This window comes from Pontibacter kalidii (assembly GCF_026278245.1).
GTDB classification, from domain to species: Bacteria; Bacteroidota; Bacteroidia; order Cytophagales; family Hymenobacteraceae; genus Pontibacter; species Pontibacter kalidii.
On record NZ_CP111079.1, the window covers coordinates 1,019,998 to 1,036,260 of the forward strand.

A 16,263-nucleotide genomic window follows, 5' to 3' on the forward strand; every position below is an offset into this window, starting at 1 on the left:
TTAGATAGCCTCTCTGTTCACCTTAATAGGCTTTTTTCTGCACTCTCGTCACCATTGCGACTCCATGACGTACAACTACTAGAAGCTTTTACTAGAAGCTTTCATTGCGTTCCGCGAACCTACACTACCTTCATTTGCACGGGCTGCCAAAAAGGTCTGATTTGTTTAACTGATACTACTGTTACTATCACCTTAAGTAACAGCATTTAATTCATTCAAAATTGGCCATATCCCGGTCAAAAGCCCCTCTCCGTTGACTCTTTAGGAGCCTGATAGCAGCTAATTCTTAAGTAAAAGCTTATTTCCCCAAAAAACAGAAGATCTGTACCTGACATATTAACTATCATGAAAAAAATAATACCGCTTATACTCGCCGTGTTACTGAGTGGAGTACTCAGTGCGCAAACAAATAAAGATACGGGCAATCAAACTAAACAAAGTAAAAAAACAGCTAATACTACTTCGAATGCTTCCTGGGCAAAGAATGTACCGGCAGAAGATGTTGTCAAATGGTTCCGCCACATCCACCAAAACCCCGAATTGTCTTTCAAGGAGGATAAAACAGGCAAGTATGTGGAAGAAATTCTGAAGTCTTTTCCCGGTATTGAAGTTATGAGACCCGCTAAAACAAGCGTTATTGGGGTTCTGAAGGGCGCCAAGCCCGGTAAGACCGTGGCCTTCCGGGCAGACATGGATGCCTTGCCTATGGAGGAAGATACTGGCTTGCCTTATAGCTCAAAAGTAGAAGGTGTGGCCCACACCTGTGGCCACGATGCGCATACGGCTATGCTGCTAGGAACTGCATCAACCCTTTCCAAGATGCGGGACCAGGTAAATGGAACTGTCTACTTTGTTTTTCAGCACGCAGAAGAAACCCCACCCGGCGGAGCGATAGATATTGTCGAATCAGGGGCTTTGAAAGGTGTGGAAGCCTTTTTCGGGATGCATGTTATACCCAATTACCCTGTAGGCCATGTGGGTATTTTGCCTGAAGGAGATGCTACGACCGCTCAGGACATCTTCAACCTGACCATTATCGGGGAAGGATCACATGGCTCCAGTCCCCATTTATCAATTGATCCGATCGTGGTAGGGTCTGCCATTGTCGGTGCCTTGCAAACGATCGTATCCCGAAATGTTCCGCCGGGAGATTTGACAGTGGTCTCCGTCGGTCTATTTCAGGCAGGCAATTCGGCAAACGTGATACCGCCAGAAGCGAAACTGGCTGCCACCGTTCGCACCACCTCAGAAGATACCAGGAAAATGGTGGAGACCAGGGTAAAGGAAATAGTCGAACACATCACAAAGGCCTATGGAGCTACCTACAAACTGGATTACATCCATGCCTACCCGGCCGTAACAAACAATGCTGCCCTTAATTCCCTGTCCAAGAACAGTGCTATCGCCATCTTGGGAAAAGACCAGGTGTTTGACGCCCCCTTAACAACTGCCAGTGAAGATTTTTCCTACTTCGAAAAAATTGCCCCCGTGAGTTATATGATACTCGGCATTGGGGAAGGGGCAGCTAACCACAACCCCGAATTTAAGGTGGATGAAAGCGCCTTGGCAAACGGGGTGAAAGCTCAGGTACAGATCATCCTGGATTACCTGAATAACAAGACTAAAAACACGACAATGTCTGATGGTCAATAAAAATTTTCATACGGCCCTTTTTTTAATTGTATTATTTGCCATGTTGCATGCCTGCGGTCAATCCAGTACTGATCCTGAAACCGGAACAGAAAAAACAACGCAGCCCAGGCTGGGTTACCGCTCCGCCAAGCTTGTGGAGGTAAACGGTTTGCGATTCAAAAACCTCAACCGCAACGGCCAGTTAGACAAGTATGAGGACTGGCGCTTAACGCCGGCAGAAAGAAGCAAGGACCTGCTAGGCAGGATGTCGGTGGAGGAGAAAGTAGGGATGATGCTGATCGCCGACATGCGCATGCAGAACGAATCGTTCATGCTCGAATCTTCAGGGCAGTCCAAACCCATCACCAGCGGGTTTAACGAGGAGGACGTAGTTTCAGGCAAAAACCAGTTTACCGGCGAGCCGCTTCCCATTAAGGTGATGAGCGCAGTAGGCACTACCAAAGGAATCGTGAAGCATAAAATGCGGCACTTTATCTGGCGTACTACCACGGCTCCGGCTGATACGATGGCGCGTTGGGCCAACAAGGTACAGGCACTGGCAGAAAGCGATAGCCTGGGGATACCAGTGTTGTTCGCGTCCAATCCCCGCAACCATATCACTTCCGGGGCGTTGGGCGCCACGGGTTCTACCACGATCGGCTTCTCCAAATGGCCCGCTGAAATTGGCTTGGGCGCCATGGCCGATTCAGCGATGATTCACCGATTCGGGGATATGGCACGGCAGGAATGGCTGGCGGTAGGGATACGCAAAGGGTATATGTACATGGCTGACCTGGCGACCGAGCCCCGCTGGCAGCGCGTTGAGGGCACTTTCGGGGAAGACCCCGCCCATGTCGCTCAATCCATCGCAGCCATTACACTGGGCTTTCAGGGGCCGAGGTTGAACCACGAATCGGTTGCGATGACCACCAAGCACTATCCGGGAGGAGGATCAACTAATGAGGGCTTTGATCCGCACTATCGTTATGGCCGCTTTGCCGTATTTCCGGGAGGGCAGCTGGAGGAAAACATGCTCCCGTTCAAAGCAGCCATTCAGGCTGGCACGTCCTCCATCATGCCTTATTATTCGCTGCCAAAAGACACCAGGTTTGAAGAAGTGGCCTATGCCTATAACAAAGGCCTCTTACGGGACGTGCTGCGCGGCCAACTGGGCTTCAAGGGAATCATCAATTCCGATACCGGCCCCATCGAATCCATGCCATGGGGTGTGGAAGAACTTAGCATTGAACAGCGGTACGTCAAGGCGCTGGATGCAGGAACCAACATGTTTGCCGGCAATGCCGATCCTACCCCGCTCCTTGAAACGCTGAAAGCGCATCCGGAGGCCATGCAGTTCGTGGATGAGTCGGTCTTGCTGCTGCTCGTGGAGCTGTTCCAACTTGGGCTTTTTGAGAACCCGTATGTAGACGAGGAAAAGGCTGGAGAAGTGGTGGGCAGGCAGGAATTCGTAGATGCTGGTAAAGAAGCGCAGCGCAAGTCAGTCGTGCTGCTGCGCAACGAAAAAAACGCCTTGCCGCTGGCCAGGGATACGAAAGTATACTTCGAGGAATATGCTAAGAATTATGGCAAGATGACACCCGGTCCGGGCAAAGTCCATACGCAGCAGTATGAAGGGCTTACCTTTGTCTCCACTCCCGAAGAAGCGGACGTGATCCTGCTGTGGGTTAAACCTACCATCCGCCCACTCTTTCCCTCTGATGCTTCTCCCTTGCGGGTAAACCTATCGAACTGCGCGGTGGATGTGCAATATGTAAATGCGCTCACAGCTAAAAAGCCTACCGTACTGGTCATCAACTACGCCAACCCCTTTGCCATCAATGAAGTTTACAATGATCAGACAAGCAACCGTTTTATTGGCGTAATGGCGACCTTTGGGCTGGAGCCCGAAGCACTGCTGGATGTCGTGTCTGGAAAGTTTAACCCCACAGGTAAAATGCCCTTTACAACGCCGGTAAACCAGCAGGTAGTAGAGAAAAATATGGAGGATCTGCCCGGATACAAGGAAGGCGAAGGGTATGCCCTGTTCACGTTCGGGGAAGGGCTAGGGTATATGCCGGGGAGAGCAGAATAGGGCTGAGGCGCATTGGAGGGCGGAATGCAATCCCCTTTCTAACAGCCAGCCAGTGCACAGAAGCAAACCTGATCTATTTCCGATAGTAGACCAGGAATTCGGTCCACCTTATATTGCCGGTTTACTAGTCCCCGAACTAACTATAAGAGAAACTGGGAATGCAGGAGCCCTTCCAACATAAACCCGCCCGTAAGTATGTTGTAAGCCTGTCCTTTCGGGAGTACGTGCAGGATCAGATTCTCGACACAGAGCGCCTCACCTGTTTTTATCAGCGGATAGTTATTCTTATGAGCTTTACGACCGTCTATGATGATGACCAGCCCTGAGCCTATGGTTTCAATACAGAAATTCTGTTTCATCAGAATGCCGGTGTCTTCGCCCAGCCCAATTCCAATGTGCGAGGGCATGGCGGCAACGGCTTCGATCAGGCGCGGTATACGGCGCCGGTTAACAAAATGGGTATCAATGATGATCTGCTCCAGTAGTCCCAATCCTTCTGTTAACTCGACTGTCCCTTTCAAAAGCGGGTCTCTTTCCAAGGACCCGTTTATCATGATGTGCGACAGGGCCATAGCGCCGGCGCTTGTCCCGGATACCAGGAATTTTTCTTCCTGCTTATACCTGCTTTTAATGATATGTAGTATCTCAGAGCCAAGAAGAATTTGTGAAAGTCGATTTTGATCCCCACCTGAAAACATGATGGCGTCTGCTTTTCTGACCCGCTCCAGGTATTCGACTCTGCTGGTATCCTCCGGCTGTTGAATTGGAAGAATGCCTACATTGTCACAGCCAAGTTTAAGGAAGGCTGCAAGGTAAACATTCCCTACCTCTTCAGGGAAGCGGGTGGCTGTTGTTATCACTTCAATTCGGGTTCCAAGGCCATGAAGCTCGTCATGGATGCGTTTGAGAATCCCCTGATCAAAGAAATTCGAAGGCTTTTTTAGCTCATCTGCCTCTGTGGTGGGTAATGTGCCTTTATCTTCATTGCCCCCTATGGCCACTATTCTTCCTTTGGCAGCTTGCATATACTTACTTTACTTCGATCTTTCCTTTCATCACGGGATGATAGCTGCAGAAGTAATCCGTGGTTTTCAGGGCCACCATGCGCCATGTATCTCCGGAAGTCAGGGCGGGCGATTTCCATGATTTGCCGGAGACTTCTGTCACATCGTGCGTTACCAAATCTTTATTTACAAAGACAATGGTATCTCCTTTACTCACCACCAATGTATCCGGATTAAACCGCATCTGGCTGATCTCTACCGTGTGTACTTTGGGTGGCGCCGGTGAAAAGGTAGCCCCAAACAGGAATAGGCAGAGGAAGTATAAACTTGTTGGCAATAGCCCCAGTTTCAGGTTTTTCATTTGCCGTTGAGTTCTGCCTGTACCATCTGGGCGTGTTCCAGGTGTGCCTGAAGAGCCGGAACTATACTTTGCAGCAACGATTTCAACTCTGCGTTCTCTGATTCCGGAATAAGAAGTCCTTCCACAGCTTCTATCACTGCTTTGTGGTAAGCTACTTCATTATCGATATACGCTTTGTTGAAGGCAGCACCCGACTTGGTACGCAGCATTTCCTTTGTTTCTTCAGCGTTTGCTAGCAATTGCTTGCTTACGGCATTATCTTCTGGTGTAACGCCCAGTTTAGTAACAAGCGCTACGGCCTGGTCGATCACGGCTTTGTGGTCATTTGCCATGGTTTCAGCAAATTTAAGTACCTCTGCATTGTTCGACCGCTCTTGGGCCAGCTTGGCATAGTCAATATCTATCTGGTTGGCAGTTACGGCAGTATGAGCCACTTCTGCATCAGATAGTGTCGGATTGTCCTGGCCTAGAGCAGGCGTAAGTAACAAGGTTAAACCAACTAGTAGCCCGATGGCACTTGCGCTGATCGATTTTAGTATTTTCATAGTTCTAGAGTTTATGATTTATCATTAGATGATAAAAGAGAAGTATGGTTACAAGAAGAACACCTTTGAAAAAAGGATTGCTACCTGGGCTATTTTTATACTTCATGGTTCCTGAGTTGATTGAATTTAAGCGGCAGGTTACTCTATCTTAACTTTTCAGAAGTAAAAAGCTCCAAGTATACAGCCGTATACCATATGGCCCAGCAATGTGACAAGCGGAGTGCCTTTGCCATAGTTTAGCGCCAGAAAACCAGGAGGCTCCAGTTGCCTGGTGGGGGTGGGGCCCTGGTATGGCCGGGCCATTCTCGGATGGATATAATTCAGGATCTCCAGCCCCACAGTGAGCACAAAAGCCCCGTGTACCAAACCAATTGCCGCTCCAAACCACCAGGTAGGCAGGCCGGAGCTTTCAAGAGCGGCACCGTAAATCAAGGCAAACAGCCACCCCATGGTTAGGTGCGCTGCAAAGCCCAGCCAGGGTGCATGGTTGCGGTCGGAGGTAAAAAAAGTGCCTAGCATAAAAGGCAGGTCCATACGCGTAAAGCCGAGCGGCCTGGATACCGACAGCAAAACGGTCAGGATTAACGTGGCGGCAAAACCCCAGAGAAGTAAGTCAGGAATATGCATAAGGTGCGGGAGATTTCTGGTAAACTTCGTTAAGGGCGTAGGCAGCGTTGATCAGGCCGATATGGGTGAAGCCTTGCGGGTAATTTCCCCAGAGGGCATTCGAGGCAGGGTCGATCTCTTCAGCTAACAGCCCGGTGGGGCTGGCGCATTTAATTATACTTTCAAAGAGTGTCATGGCTTCTTCCAGTCTTCCGGACCTGGCCAGGTTCTCGATCAGCCAAAAATTGCAGATGCCGAACGCGCCTTCTTTTCCTTCGAGTCCATCATCCAGGTTTAGGTAGCGGTAAAGCAAGTTATTCTCTGTCAGGCGTTCCTGGATCAGCTTTGTGGTAGAAACCATTCTGGGGGACGAGGGCTCGCAATACCCAACCAGAGAGAACGTCAGCAGGCTGGCATCCAGTGTATCGCCATCCAGCTCATGGGTATAAGAATCCAACGCTTTGTTATAACCCGACTGCTCTACTGTATCCTTTATACTTGCAGCGGTTTTTCTGAACTTTTCAAGCGGAACATCGTGCCATTTATACATTTCTGTAAGCCTGATGAGCCGGTCCAGGCCGACCCAGGCCATCACCTTGGAGTGCGTGTGGTGTATGACGGACGAGCGGATTTCCCAGATGCCATTATCCTGTTTATCCCAGGTCTCGCAGATGATCTTGCCCAGCCCGATAACAAACTTCCTTGAGTCACGGTCGAATTCTTTCATGAAGGGGGAATAAGCATATACTGCATCCAGCACTTCTCCATACACGTCTAGCTGGAACTGTTTATCCGCTCCGTTTCCGACTCGCACCGGACTGGAGTCAGCGTAGCCCGTTAGCCAATCAAGGCTTTGCTCGGGTAAAGATGCATGACCAAAGACGGAATATGCTACCTGCAGTTTGGGCCGCGTAAGCCGTGTGGCATGCAGGATCCAGTTCATATAGGCATGCGCTTCTTCTTCGTAGCCCAGTTTAAGTAGTGCCCGGATGGCAAAGGACGCGTCACGCAACCAGCAGTAACGGTAATCCCAGTTTCTTTCTCCGCCCGGTTTCTCGGGCAGGGAGGTGGTGGGAGCGGCAATAATGGCACCCGAAGGCGCATAGGTTAACAGTTTAAGCGCAAGCGCGCTCCGCCTTACTTCTTCTTTGTACAGGCCCGAGTAAGTGCATTTGCCGATCCAGTTTTTCCAGAAGTTGATAGTTCGCTGCAGGCGTGCCCAACCTGTGGTATTAAGCTCAGGAAGTATAGCTGGGCTTTGATTCGAGTAGCTGAAAGAAAACAGAATCCGCTCTCCCGGACTTATGCTAAAGGTAGCAGTTGCTTTCCCGGGAGCCTCAGCCTCAACTGTTAGCTGCTCCGGCGGCAGGGTGCTCAGCAAAGTATAAATATGCTCTTTCCAGACGAAATGAATGCCAAGCTTTTGCCGGTCTTCCAGGTGCGGCGTGTTTTTGCCGTAGTAGGTTTTGGGGGCATATTCCAGCTTAAAATCTAATGTTCCGGAAATGCCTTCCACTACGCGCAGCAGTTCATGGTCGGGGAACAGGTTGCGCTTTTTATCTTCTTCGGTCTGGGCTATGAAGGCATCCAGCAAGCGGGCATCGCCTTCTGTGGTTTCAAATATTGTTTCCACCACGTTCGTATCCGGCAGATAGCGTTGCGCTGAACTATACTTACCTGCAGGGCTAATGGCAAAGTGGCCTCCGCGCTCCTTGTCCAGAATAGCGGAGAAAATGCCCGGGGAATCAAAATCAGGAAGGCAGCACCAGTCTATTGCCCCTGCTGTATTGACCAGGGCAGCCGCACGCGCGTTTCCGATCAGGGCATAGTCTGATAGCCTGGTAGTCATTCTGGTGTTGAGGGTTTATCGTTTCTTGCTGTCGGGTAATGCTTTCATCACCCGCTCCACAATGCCATCGCATCGCTTGTTGCCAAATTCAAACACATTGCAGTTTTCAGATAGCTTAAACAGGCTCTCTTTAAGCATCGCTTTCGCCCGGTGCAGCCTTACTTTTACATTGCTTTCCGACAGGTCCAGGCATTCGGTGATCTCGCTTAGGGGCATGCCTTCCACTTCGCGGAGGGTGTAAATGATTCTGTACTTCTCGGGAATGCTGTCGATGGCTTTTTCCAGTAGTTGCTTCACCTCCTGCTGGATGGCGATATGCTCGGGATTCATAAAATTTATTTGTGTTATCAAATTCGAAATATCTTCCGGCTGGTCCACCAGAAGCGAAAAGGGAAAGATTCTTTTGCGTTCCCGTAGCTTTGCAAGGGCCGTGTTTATGCCGATCCGGATGAGCCAGGTGGAGAACTGGGCGTCGCAACGGAACTGGTGCAGCTTTTCGAAAGCCTTCAGGTACGTGTCCTGCATGGCATCCTCCACTTCCTGCTCTTCCTTCAGGTAGCTTCTGATGGCGCGGTAGAGTTTCTGGTTGTGCCGCCGCATCAGGAGTTCATACAACGAGGTTTCCCGGGCAAGTACCCGGGAAACAATTGCTTCATCGGTAAGCGCTGCTTCTCCGGATGCTCTTATTTGTTTGATTGCTTCCATTGCCTACTGTTTTATTGTTAGATGCGTTGCCTGTCAAATAGTTACATTATTCTGTAACGTTTTTATCTCATCCGCATCTAATAATCACAATCAAAAATAGGAGGACCTTATTATGGAAACTTATGCATCAACAACAGCTAGTGCGCATAATGCTGCGCGCCCTGCGTATAACCGCCTGGCTACTACCACAACCCTGTTAAAGTATACGTATGCCATTGTTCCGATTGTGGCGGGGCTCGACAAGTTCACGCACCTGCTTACTGACTGGGACAAGTACCTGGCACCGGTGATAGCCGATATACTGCCCTTTAGTGTCAGTACTTTTATGAGTATAGTTGGTATAATTGAGATCATAGCAGGCGTACTGGTGCTGCTGAGACCGAAGATTGGGGCACTGGTGGTAAGCTTATGGTTGGTAGGTATTGCCCTTAACCTGCTGCTGTCGGGCCAGTATTTTGATGTGGCCGTTCGGGATTTGGTGATGGCCATTGGAGCGTTTTCTTTGTACCTTCTGCTTCCCGATAGGGAGGAGGCCCACCAGGAAATGCACTAGCCTGGCATGCTATGGCGGTAGTATGAAGCCTATAACGCATTTACGCTTTCCAGGAGCGGAAGGCAGTGGTGTGCTCGTTCACCACCATTGAGGTAACAAGCTGGTGCGCTGCATGCCTGTGCTGTAGTTTGAACCCCAGAGGAGTGAGGCAAAAGAGATTCTAGCTACAGCCTTCTGTTGTTCGGATTGCAGGGTATCGTCTGATTCGAGGCACGGACAAAGGCATCATTCTCCCTCTTCAGGGACAGGGGTTTTACGTTTAACCATTTTTGTTATCCTGGAAGTTGAAGATCCCGCACCTGTTTCGGAGGATCTTGTGGGCCAGTCGTAATACTTAACTTTTCTGGGAAGGGGCCTCTGTTTCTACCAGGTTTCTTAACAGAATGACAGAAGACTTTGTGCTCCGTAGCTTCAGAACTTAACGGCCCTACTCCTTAGGGGGAGCTTTTTCTTCGTTGTTGCCCTTGTCTCCAGCCAGGTAGAGTGCCTGCGTGGGCAGGGCAAAGCCTTTTCCGCCCACTTTCACCGCCTCCATCATCTGTAAATTCAGTTCTTCCTTCAGCTGTAGAAACTCATTAATATCACTGGTTAGCAGATAGGTGAAAATCTCCAGGTTCAGGGAATCATTGCCTATCTCTGTGAAACGCACGCGTGGGTCCTGGGCTACCTTGGGTTGCGACGCCAGGATAGACCGGAGCGTAACGAGGAGAGAGCGAATCTGATCGGGTGTGGTGTCATACCGCAGCCGGAGAACGGGGTTAAACAGGAAGCGGTCCCGATGGGCGTAATTCTCAATCCTTTGGGAGGAGAAGTCACCGTTGGGGATGGTCACGATGGTGCGCTCGTTAGTGCGGATGCGGGTGGAACGCATACCTATCTGCTCTACTGTCCCCACCGTTTCACCTACTTTGCAGAAATCTCCCACGCGTATGGACTGGTCTGCAATGAGCGTTACGCTCCCCACGAAGTTTTCTACTGTTTTCTGTGCCCCCAGGGCCAGCGCGATACCGCCAATACCCAGCGCGGCGAGGCCGGTAGTTACATCAAACCCCAGCGTGTCCAATATGGCAATGGTGCCCAGCACAATCAGCGCAATCTTGGCGCCGCGACGCAGGAACAGGGCAACGGATATACCTGCCATGTTGCCGCGGCGGATGAGCCTTCTTTCACTGAAATTAGTAATGGCATCCACGAGCCGCCAGAGCAGTAGCAGCACTGCCACCAATCCTACAATAACGGTCATTTCGCTGAACCGCTGCCGTACAATAATAGAGATGCCGACCTGCTGGCCCAAGACCACCAGAATCCATACCGATAAGTATAGCCGTATGGGTAAGGCAAATGCCTTAATAATGCCGAGGGTGGGCTCTTCCCTGGCTTTTCGCCAGCCTAAGCGGATGAGGTAGGTGACGACAGCGGTAATGCACCAGGCAATCAGGTAGGCCACCACCGCACAGGCCAGCATGGCCAGCCAGTGCCCAATCGGTACGCCTCCCCATTTATTCTCCTCCAGCACCGAAGGCAGCACCTTGTCGGTGATAGGGGCTGCGACCTCCTCCTCCAAGGGTGGGGTCCGCTGAACTGTCTGTGAGGAGAAAAGCCAGATGGGCCCGCCCTCTGGTCCTTCCGTCTTCTCAACGAAAACGTCGAAGGATTCCCCCTCGACAGTGGCGGTGCCCACACGGTCCAGGTTCGGGCCGATGCGATCTTCCTGGTAGCCGTTGGGGTCGTCACTCAGCCAGGACAAGGGCAGAATCCTACCACGCTGGTCTAACATGCGTTGCAGCGCCCGTGCCAGCATGGCCCCATCCTGGTTTTCCTGCTGGGTGGTGTCGAGGTTTAAGTATAAAGCCGCCCTTGCATAATCTTCGTCTGCCACCGCGTCAATGAATCCGTCCACTGTTCCCCGGGGCGTGCGCCGCCCTAGCGAGTCATCGGGCCAGGTTGGCTCCAGCGCTTCCTGGAGATTTTCAGTTGTGTCGCTGGCTATTTCCTGTGCTAGGGAGGGCGTGGGGAAGGCAAAGAGGTGTATCAGGATTCCCAGGAGCAGAAGCAGGAAGCGGAGGTTGCCTATCCTTGGGTATGGTGTAGTTATCTCGTGTGGCATATTTTGGTAAGCAGGCTTACGTTCGTAACGCTAAACAGGAAGAGCAGGTGCTCTAGGTATCTTAGCCCGGAGCTCGACTGTTTCCCCGACTTGTAACGGTGCCTCGTATCTGAGGTTGCCCTGCCTTGCGCATCTGAACCAATGAAAGTATAGTATATAGCGCGGTCGGGATGGAAGGTACTAGGATAACGCGCTCTTAGCGCATGGAGCTTTTACTGAGACCTGGCTAGATTAACTCTGCTGAAAATGGCAGCCAAAGAAGTAGCTGCAGGGAAGCCTTTTCAACTGAAGCGTGGGGGTTGTATATATTTCGGTATTGAATATCTGCAAGTATAGTCAGATACGTGGGGGTGCTCACTTGTTTTTTGTCCTGAACTGCTCCGGGGTAAGGCCTGTATGCTTTTTAAAAAAGCGGAAAAAATAGGTGTTGTCGAAATACCCGAGCTCAGCGGCTATCTGTGAACTCGTCAATTCGGCATGTACCAACAGCCTTTGTGCTTCCAGCAGGGTTCGGTACTGTATAAGTTCCTTTGTTGTGTTGCCCAAGGAGTTTTTACAGGTTTCGTTTAAGTACTTGGGAGTTACGTGCAGACGTTCTGCATAAAAAGCCACGGGCTGGTGTTCCTTATAATGCAAATCAATGAGTTTCTCCAGGTTTTGCAGGAGTGTTTGCTCTTTCCCTCTAAATCCTGTTTGTGCCTCATTTGGCTGGTACAGGCGGTAGAGTTGAATCAAGAGAATATCCAGGTACCTGCTCAGCATGACCTCCCGCATCGGCCTGGTCTGGCTGTGCTCCTCCCGGAGCAGTAGCAGAATCGGCATCAGCGCAGCTTCATGCTCTTCTGTGATACTGAGGACTGGGTTGTAAAGCAGGGCATTAAAAAATGGAAACTCAAACAATAACTTATTAGGGTACTCCCTGGCATAAAACTCCTGCGTGAAGAAGATAATATAGCCATCGGCATCCGTGGAAAGTTGCCAGCTGTGCACCTGCCCGGGCGTCATAAAAAACACTGTTCCCGGCTTTACTTCATACTCCTTAAAATCAATGGTATGTGTTCCTGAGCCTTGCGTCACAAAAAGAATTATATAGAAGTTGTGCTTGTGAGGCTCACGGATGAAAAGATGCTCCTGCAGGTGGCTTGCGAAGGAGCTAAAATAGAAGTATCGGTCTTTATGCGTCAGGGCTTCGAAATCCTGTATTTGGTAAATGGGTAAATGTTCCTTCTGCATATATATTGTTTACGCAGCCCAAGTCACTAAAGGATTATCCTGTGGGCCGGCCTACTCCTGCTATAGTATAAAAGTACAGTAATTCGTCGAGTTTGTGCCGAGATACTATCCTATTGCTGTCGTATTTTTGTTGTGTTAGTAGATGAACTGAACAAATGAGCCAGAGACATTCACTTTTATATAGCGTGGCAACAGTTAAATGCCCGCGATGCCGTGAGGGAAACATGTTTCCGGAGGGCACCTTGTATACGACAAAGTTTGCAGACATGCATAAGAACTGCCCATGCTGCGGACTGGCTTTGGAACCCGAGCCGGGCTATTACTATGGCGCCATGTATGTGAGCTTTGCTTTTAACGTGGGTATTTTCCTGGTGTCGCTCTTTATACTTTACCGGTTTTTGGGCGAGGTGACCATGGCTATGATGTTAGGTGTGGTGGGCGTTATCGTAATTGGGCTCCTGCCGATCATTTTCAGGTTATCAAGGGTACTCTGGATTAACATTTTCATCAGGTATGAAGGGCCCTGCAGCGAGCTGCCGAAGAAAGTAGAGCCTTAGTACCTCTTTTATATCCATATTAGATTAGGTAAAAGTATTCTACCGGCTTAATCCTGTAGCAGTCTCTAACCATACTTTACGTCCTGGCCTTCAGCGGAGTGCTTGTCGCGTGGCAGCTGTGCGAGGGTAGTTGATGGATATCGAAGTATGGATGGAGAATGGAAGCTGCAAACATAACCGGCAACAGGTGAAGGTTGACTATACTTGGCGCACGCCCTTTTAGCTGACCACAGTGCTGTTTTTCCCAACCTTATAAAGCGTCCTTCCGCTTGTGGAAGAATACGCAAAGAGCCACTTACAACAGCTAAGGTTGGCCCCTTTAACAAAAATCACTCCCTTCCTGGAACCGAACCCCATTCCTGCAGGCTCAGCCTAAGCTCTTAAGGTGTGAAATCCTGTTCTATTACTGCCTCTATTTGTAAAGCGGTCATCGTTAAAAGTATAAGCGCAGCATGTGTTGCTGACTGTCGGGCGGGTCGTGGCAAGGTTACTATACTAGCGGAATACTGAAAGACATGATCTGCACGCGTCACCTTTTGGTGCAGGCGGCGCTGAGAATAGATCTGCACACGGCTAAGCAATGATCTTATAAATCGGTCGGCTTCTAAAAAATAAAATTTATGTTGCGCTATCGTTTAGCGCAAAAGGCTGTATTTGTATCTTTGTCTGCGCAGTTCTATACTTCCTCCCGCCATTTTCGGCAAACCTTGAGGCTGCCAGGCTGTTTACAAAAACGCTACACCACCTAGACAGGCTTTGGATAGAGTAGTTTCCGTTCCCTCTTATAGATGTTTCACCCGAGTGAGTGCCTTATATCACAACTATAAATTTATAGCAAGTAGAGGCTTCTGTGGATAACACGTGGTAAGTTGGATGTGCAAGTATGAATTATAATATATGAAAGTATTATTGTTAGAGGATGAGCCAAAGGTCGTTTCCCTCATTAAAAGAGGGTTAGAGGGTGAAGGTTATGAGATTTCAGTGGCAATGGACGGGTTCACGGCGCTGAAAATGGTAGGGCTGAACCACTACGATATTATAATTCTGGACATTATGGTGCCCGGTATGAATGGTTTAGAAGTATGTAAACACATCAGAGAGGCAGATCATAGCACACCGATTCTCATTCTGTCGGCCCTTGGCTCCACGGAGCATATTGTGGCCGGCTTCAACTCCGTGGCCGATGATTACATGGTCAAGCCTTTTAACTTGGCGGAGCTGCGTGTCCGTATGCAAAGCCTGATCAGGAGGTCTAATAGGGATTTAACAAAGCACAACTTTATTACCTTGGCTGACCTGAGAGTTGACTTTGACACGATGGAAGTGACGCGAAACAATAAGCTAATCTCACTGACCGGAACAGAGTTTCGCTTGCTGGAGTACCTTCTCAAAAATAAGAGAAAGGTTTTACCACGCCTCGACATCCTTGAGAACGTGTGGGGGGCAGATTTTGACATGGGAACAAATGTGGTGGACGTCTATATAAACTACCTGAGAAAAAAGATAGATAAGGATTTTAGCCCTAAGCTAATTCATACGGTAGTGGGGGTAGGATATGTGATGCGGGCTCAGTAAGATGAAACTTCAATATTCTCTTATTCTGATATTTACTGGCTTGATGGCCCTGATACTATTGGGGATCAACCTGGTGATGTATTCGATGTCTTCAGGTTACAGGGAACACGGGTTTTACAATAGTATGGAAAACAGTGCTACCATTGTTGCCAGTGCAGTGCTGCAGCAGGAGAAGGCAGATGACTTTTATGCCATCAGGAATAATATCTTGCAGCACCTAGAAGATGAGGAGGAGTATATCTTGCGCATCAAACCGGGGAGCAAAGACATTGACTTCCCGACTTCGTTGCCTCTGGATGAGTCGTTTTATCGGCAAGCGATTACTAACGGCCGAGCACGTCACTATGAAGATGGCATCTACTATGTTGCGCTTTATACGAACAACAACGAAGGGGAGGATGACATTCTGGTAGTCTCGACTGCCCGGGACGTGGAGGGGGATGCCTACCGCAAAAGGCTGAGAACAACGCTTGCCGTTACCTACCTGGGCGCTGTTTTAACCATGGGCCTCACCAGCCTGTTCTTTTCCAGAAAGCTTTTTGGGCAGATGGTTAAAATCATCCAGAAGGTGAACAGCATCAATGTCTTTAACCTGAATGACAGGCTGGAGAAAGAGCCCAGTCTGGAAGAGATCAGCAAGTTGCAGGACACGTTGAATGAAATGCTGAACCGAATCGAGGCGGCTTTCAAAGCGCAGCAGGACTATGTGAGCAACACCTCCCACTCGCTCCGCACCCCGCTCACCATTATTGCGGGAGAGGCAGAACTGGCCTTGCGCAGCATTGAGAAGGGCCACAAGGCCGAGTACTCGCTTCAAATGATCATGCAGGAAGCAGAGAAGCTGAAGCATACAGTAAACACCCTACTGGAGCTTGTGAAAGTGATTGGAAGCGGTAGGAAAGACACCTGGAAAGTGACCAGGCTGGATGAGGTGCTTAACAGCGTGACCCATACAATAAGCAAAATGGATGAGAGCTTCAAGATGAGGATAGACTACAGCGACCTGCCGGATAATGATTCTCTGCTCTGTGTTAGCGCAAATGAGCACCTGCTGGATCTGGCGCTGTCCAATATCATCCTGAACGGGTTTAAGTACTCCGGTAACAAGGAGGTTAAGGTGAAGCTAATCCCCGAAAAGGACACCATCCGAGTGGAGGTGACAGACTTTGGCATCGGCATTCCGGAAGAAGAGCAGCAACTAATCTTTACGCCGTACTTCCGGGCCTCCAACACCGAAGGCTTCGAAGGATTTGGCATTGGCCTCCCGCTAGCCCTCGAGATTATGCGGATGCACAACGGCGACATACGAGTGAACTCCAGAGAAGGGAAAGGGACTACTGTGCAGGTAATTCTGCCTGTCGCCAAACCGCAGCAGCCCGAAATGCAGGGGCAGGAAGTATAGCTGTTCATGTCATGAAGTATAAAAGCCTTGCTTGGCAACACA

14 protein-coding genes are annotated in these 16,263 nt (G+C 49.7%); 6 read left to right on the top strand and 8 right to left on the bottom strand.

The window, feature by feature from the left end; all coding sequences use genetic code 11:
* The first annotated feature begins 345 nt into the window (after positions 1-345).
* Positions 346-1,653, top strand: coding sequence for a M20 metallopeptidase family protein (locus OH144_RS04280; RefSeq protein WP_266205059.1), 1,308 nt, complete (start codon positions 346-348; stop codon positions 1,651-1,653).
* A 40-nt stretch (positions 1,654-1,693) separates the two neighbouring features.
* Positions 1,694-3,724 carry a glycoside hydrolase family 3 protein gene (locus OH144_RS04285; RefSeq protein WP_266205060.1) on the top strand — a complete coding sequence of 677 codons (2,031 nt, stop codon included), beginning with the start codon at positions 1,694-1,696 and terminating at the stop codon, positions 3,722-3,724.
* Between the two features lie 140 nt (positions 3,725-3,864).
* On the opposite strand, the gene OH144_RS04290 is transcribed toward OH144_RS04285, so the two are convergent.
* From OH144_RS04290 to OH144_RS04315, 6 genes are all read right to left on the bottom strand, one after another.
* Positions 3,865-4,749, bottom strand: a complete 885-nt coding sequence (locus OH144_RS04290) for a cyanophycinase (protein ID WP_266205061.1) — start codon at positions 4,747-4,749, stop codon at positions 3,865-3,867.
* Positions 4,750-4,753: 4 nt separating this feature from the next.
* The gene (locus OH144_RS04295) at positions 4,754-5,089 is read right to left on the bottom strand and encodes a plastocyanin/azurin family copper-binding protein (protein ID WP_266205062.1); all 336 of its coding nucleotides are present in this window, start codon (positions 5,087-5,089) and stop codon (positions 4,754-4,756) included.
* Complete coding sequence (locus OH144_RS04300) at positions 5,086-5,634, bottom strand: DUF4142 domain-containing protein (protein ID WP_266205063.1); 549 nt, start codon at positions 5,632-5,634, stop codon at positions 5,086-5,088. Before OH144_RS04300 ends, OH144_RS04295 begins: the two co-directional genes overlap by 4 nt.
* Before the next feature lie 156 nt (positions 5,635-5,790).
* Positions 5,791-6,261 (bottom strand): hypothetical protein, encoded by a 471-nt coding sequence (locus OH144_RS04305; protein ID WP_266205064.1) that lies wholly within the window; start codon positions 6,259-6,261, stop codon positions 5,791-5,793.
* Positions 6,248-8,089: a glycoside hydrolase family 15 protein gene (locus OH144_RS04310; protein WP_266205065.1), complete on the bottom strand. Its 1,842-nt coding sequence runs from the start codon at positions 8,087-8,089 to the stop codon at positions 6,248-6,250. The genes OH144_RS04305 and OH144_RS04310 overlap by 14 nt, the downstream gene beginning before the upstream one ends.
* 15 nt (positions 8,090-8,104) lie before the next feature.
* The gene (locus OH144_RS04315) at positions 8,105-8,794 is read right to left on the bottom strand and encodes an RNA polymerase sigma factor (RefSeq protein WP_266205066.1); all 690 of its coding nucleotides are present in this window, start codon (positions 8,792-8,794) and stop codon (positions 8,105-8,107) included.
* Positions 8,795-8,906: 112 nt separating this feature from the next.
* Between OH144_RS04315 and OH144_RS04320 the strand changes: the two genes are divergently transcribed.
* Entirely contained in the window at positions 8,907-9,347 is a 441-nt protein-coding gene (locus OH144_RS04320) for a tRNA (5-methylaminomethyl-2-thiouridylate)-methyltransferase (protein WP_266205067.1), read from the top strand.
* 427 nt (positions 9,348-9,774) lie between these two features.
* Here the strand turns inward: OH144_RS04320 and OH144_RS04325 are convergent, their stop codons facing one another.
* Together OH144_RS04325 and OH144_RS04330 are read right to left on the bottom strand one after the other, a co-directional pair.
* A complete protein-coding gene (locus OH144_RS04325) occupies positions 9,775-11,454 on the bottom strand; it encodes a mechanosensitive ion channel family protein (protein ID WP_266205068.1) in 1,680 nt (559 codons plus the stop codon).
* Positions 11,455-11,808: 354 nt separating this feature from the next.
* Positions 11,809-12,687: an AraC family transcriptional regulator gene (locus OH144_RS04330; protein WP_266205069.1), complete on the bottom strand. Its 879-nt coding sequence runs from the start codon at positions 12,685-12,687 to the stop codon at positions 11,809-11,811.
* Between the two features lie 266 nt (positions 12,688-12,953).
* Here OH144_RS04330 and OH144_RS04335 point away from each other — a divergent pair, with 266 nt between their 5' ends.
* The 3 genes from OH144_RS04335 to OH144_RS04345 all read left to right on the top strand — a co-directional run bounded on the left by OH144_RS04335 (position 12,954) and on the right by OH144_RS04345 (position 16,221).
* A complete protein-coding gene (locus OH144_RS04335; protein WP_266205070.1) occupies positions 12,954-13,244 on the top strand; it encodes a DUF983 domain-containing protein in 291 nt (96 codons plus the stop codon).
* 897 nt (positions 13,245-14,141) lie between these two features.
* Positions 14,142-14,819, top strand: coding sequence for a response regulator transcription factor (locus OH144_RS04340; RefSeq protein ID WP_266205071.1), 678 nt, complete (start codon positions 14,142-14,144; stop codon positions 14,817-14,819).
* A 124-nt stretch (positions 14,820-14,943) separates the two neighbouring features.
* Complete coding sequence (locus tag OH144_RS04345; protein ID WP_266205072.1) at positions 14,944-16,221, top strand: sensor histidine kinase; 1,278 nt, start codon at positions 14,944-14,946, stop codon at positions 16,219-16,221.
* The last annotated feature ends 42 nt before the right edge of the window (positions 16,222-16,263 follow it).

Bases quoted from the DNA above. Each gene is read 5' to 3' on its own strand.
- OH144_RS04320 (WP_266205067.1), top strand. From the start codon at position 8,907: ATGGAAACTTATGCATCAACAACAGCTAGTGCGCATAATGCTGCGCGC.
- OH144_RS04290 (WP_266205061.1), bottom strand. From the start codon at position 4,749: ATGCAAGCTGCCAAAGGAAGAATAGTGGCCATAGGGGGCAATGAAGAT.
- OH144_RS04345 (WP_266205072.1), top strand. From the start codon at position 14,944: ATGGAAAACAGTGCTACCATTGTTGCCAGTGCAGTGCTGCAGCAGGAG.
- OH144_RS04310 (WP_266205065.1), bottom strand. From the start codon at position 8,089: ATGACTACCAGGCTATCAGACTATGCCCTGATCGGAAACGCGCGTGCG.
- OH144_RS04285 (WP_266205060.1), top strand. From the start codon at position 1,694: ATGTTGCATGCCTGCGGTCAATCCAGTACTGATCCTGAAACCGGAACA.
- OH144_RS04335 (WP_266205070.1), top strand. From the start codon at position 12,954: ATGCATAAGAACTGCCCATGCTGCGGACTGGCTTTGGAACCCGAGCCG.
- OH144_RS04315 (WP_266205066.1), bottom strand. From the start codon at position 8,794: ATGGAAGCAATCAAACAAATAAGAGCATCCGGAGAAGCAGCGCTTACC.
- OH144_RS04300 (WP_266205063.1), bottom strand. From the start codon at position 5,634: ATGAAAATACTAAAATCGATCAGCGCAAGTGCCATCGGGCTACTAGTT.
- OH144_RS04280 (WP_266205059.1), top strand. From the start codon at position 346: ATGAAAAAAATAATACCGCTTATACTCGCCGTGTTACTGAGTGGAGTA.
- OH144_RS04305 (WP_266205064.1), bottom strand. From the start codon at position 6,261: ATGCATATTCCTGACTTACTTCTCTGGGGTTTTGCCGCCACGTTAATC.
- OH144_RS04295 (WP_266205062.1), bottom strand. From the start codon at position 5,089: ATGAAAAACCTGAAACTGGGGCTATTGCCAACAAGTTTATACTTCCTC.
- OH144_RS04330 (WP_266205069.1), bottom strand. From the start codon at position 12,687: ATGCAGAAGGAACATTTACCCATTTACCAAATACAGGATTTCGAAGCC.
- OH144_RS04325 (WP_266205068.1), bottom strand. From the start codon at position 11,454: ATGCCACACGAGATAACTACACCATACCCAAGGATAGGCAACCTCCGC.
- OH144_RS04340 (WP_266205071.1), top strand. From the start codon at position 14,142: ATGAAAGTATTATTGTTAGAGGATGAGCCAAAGGTCGTTTCCCTCATT.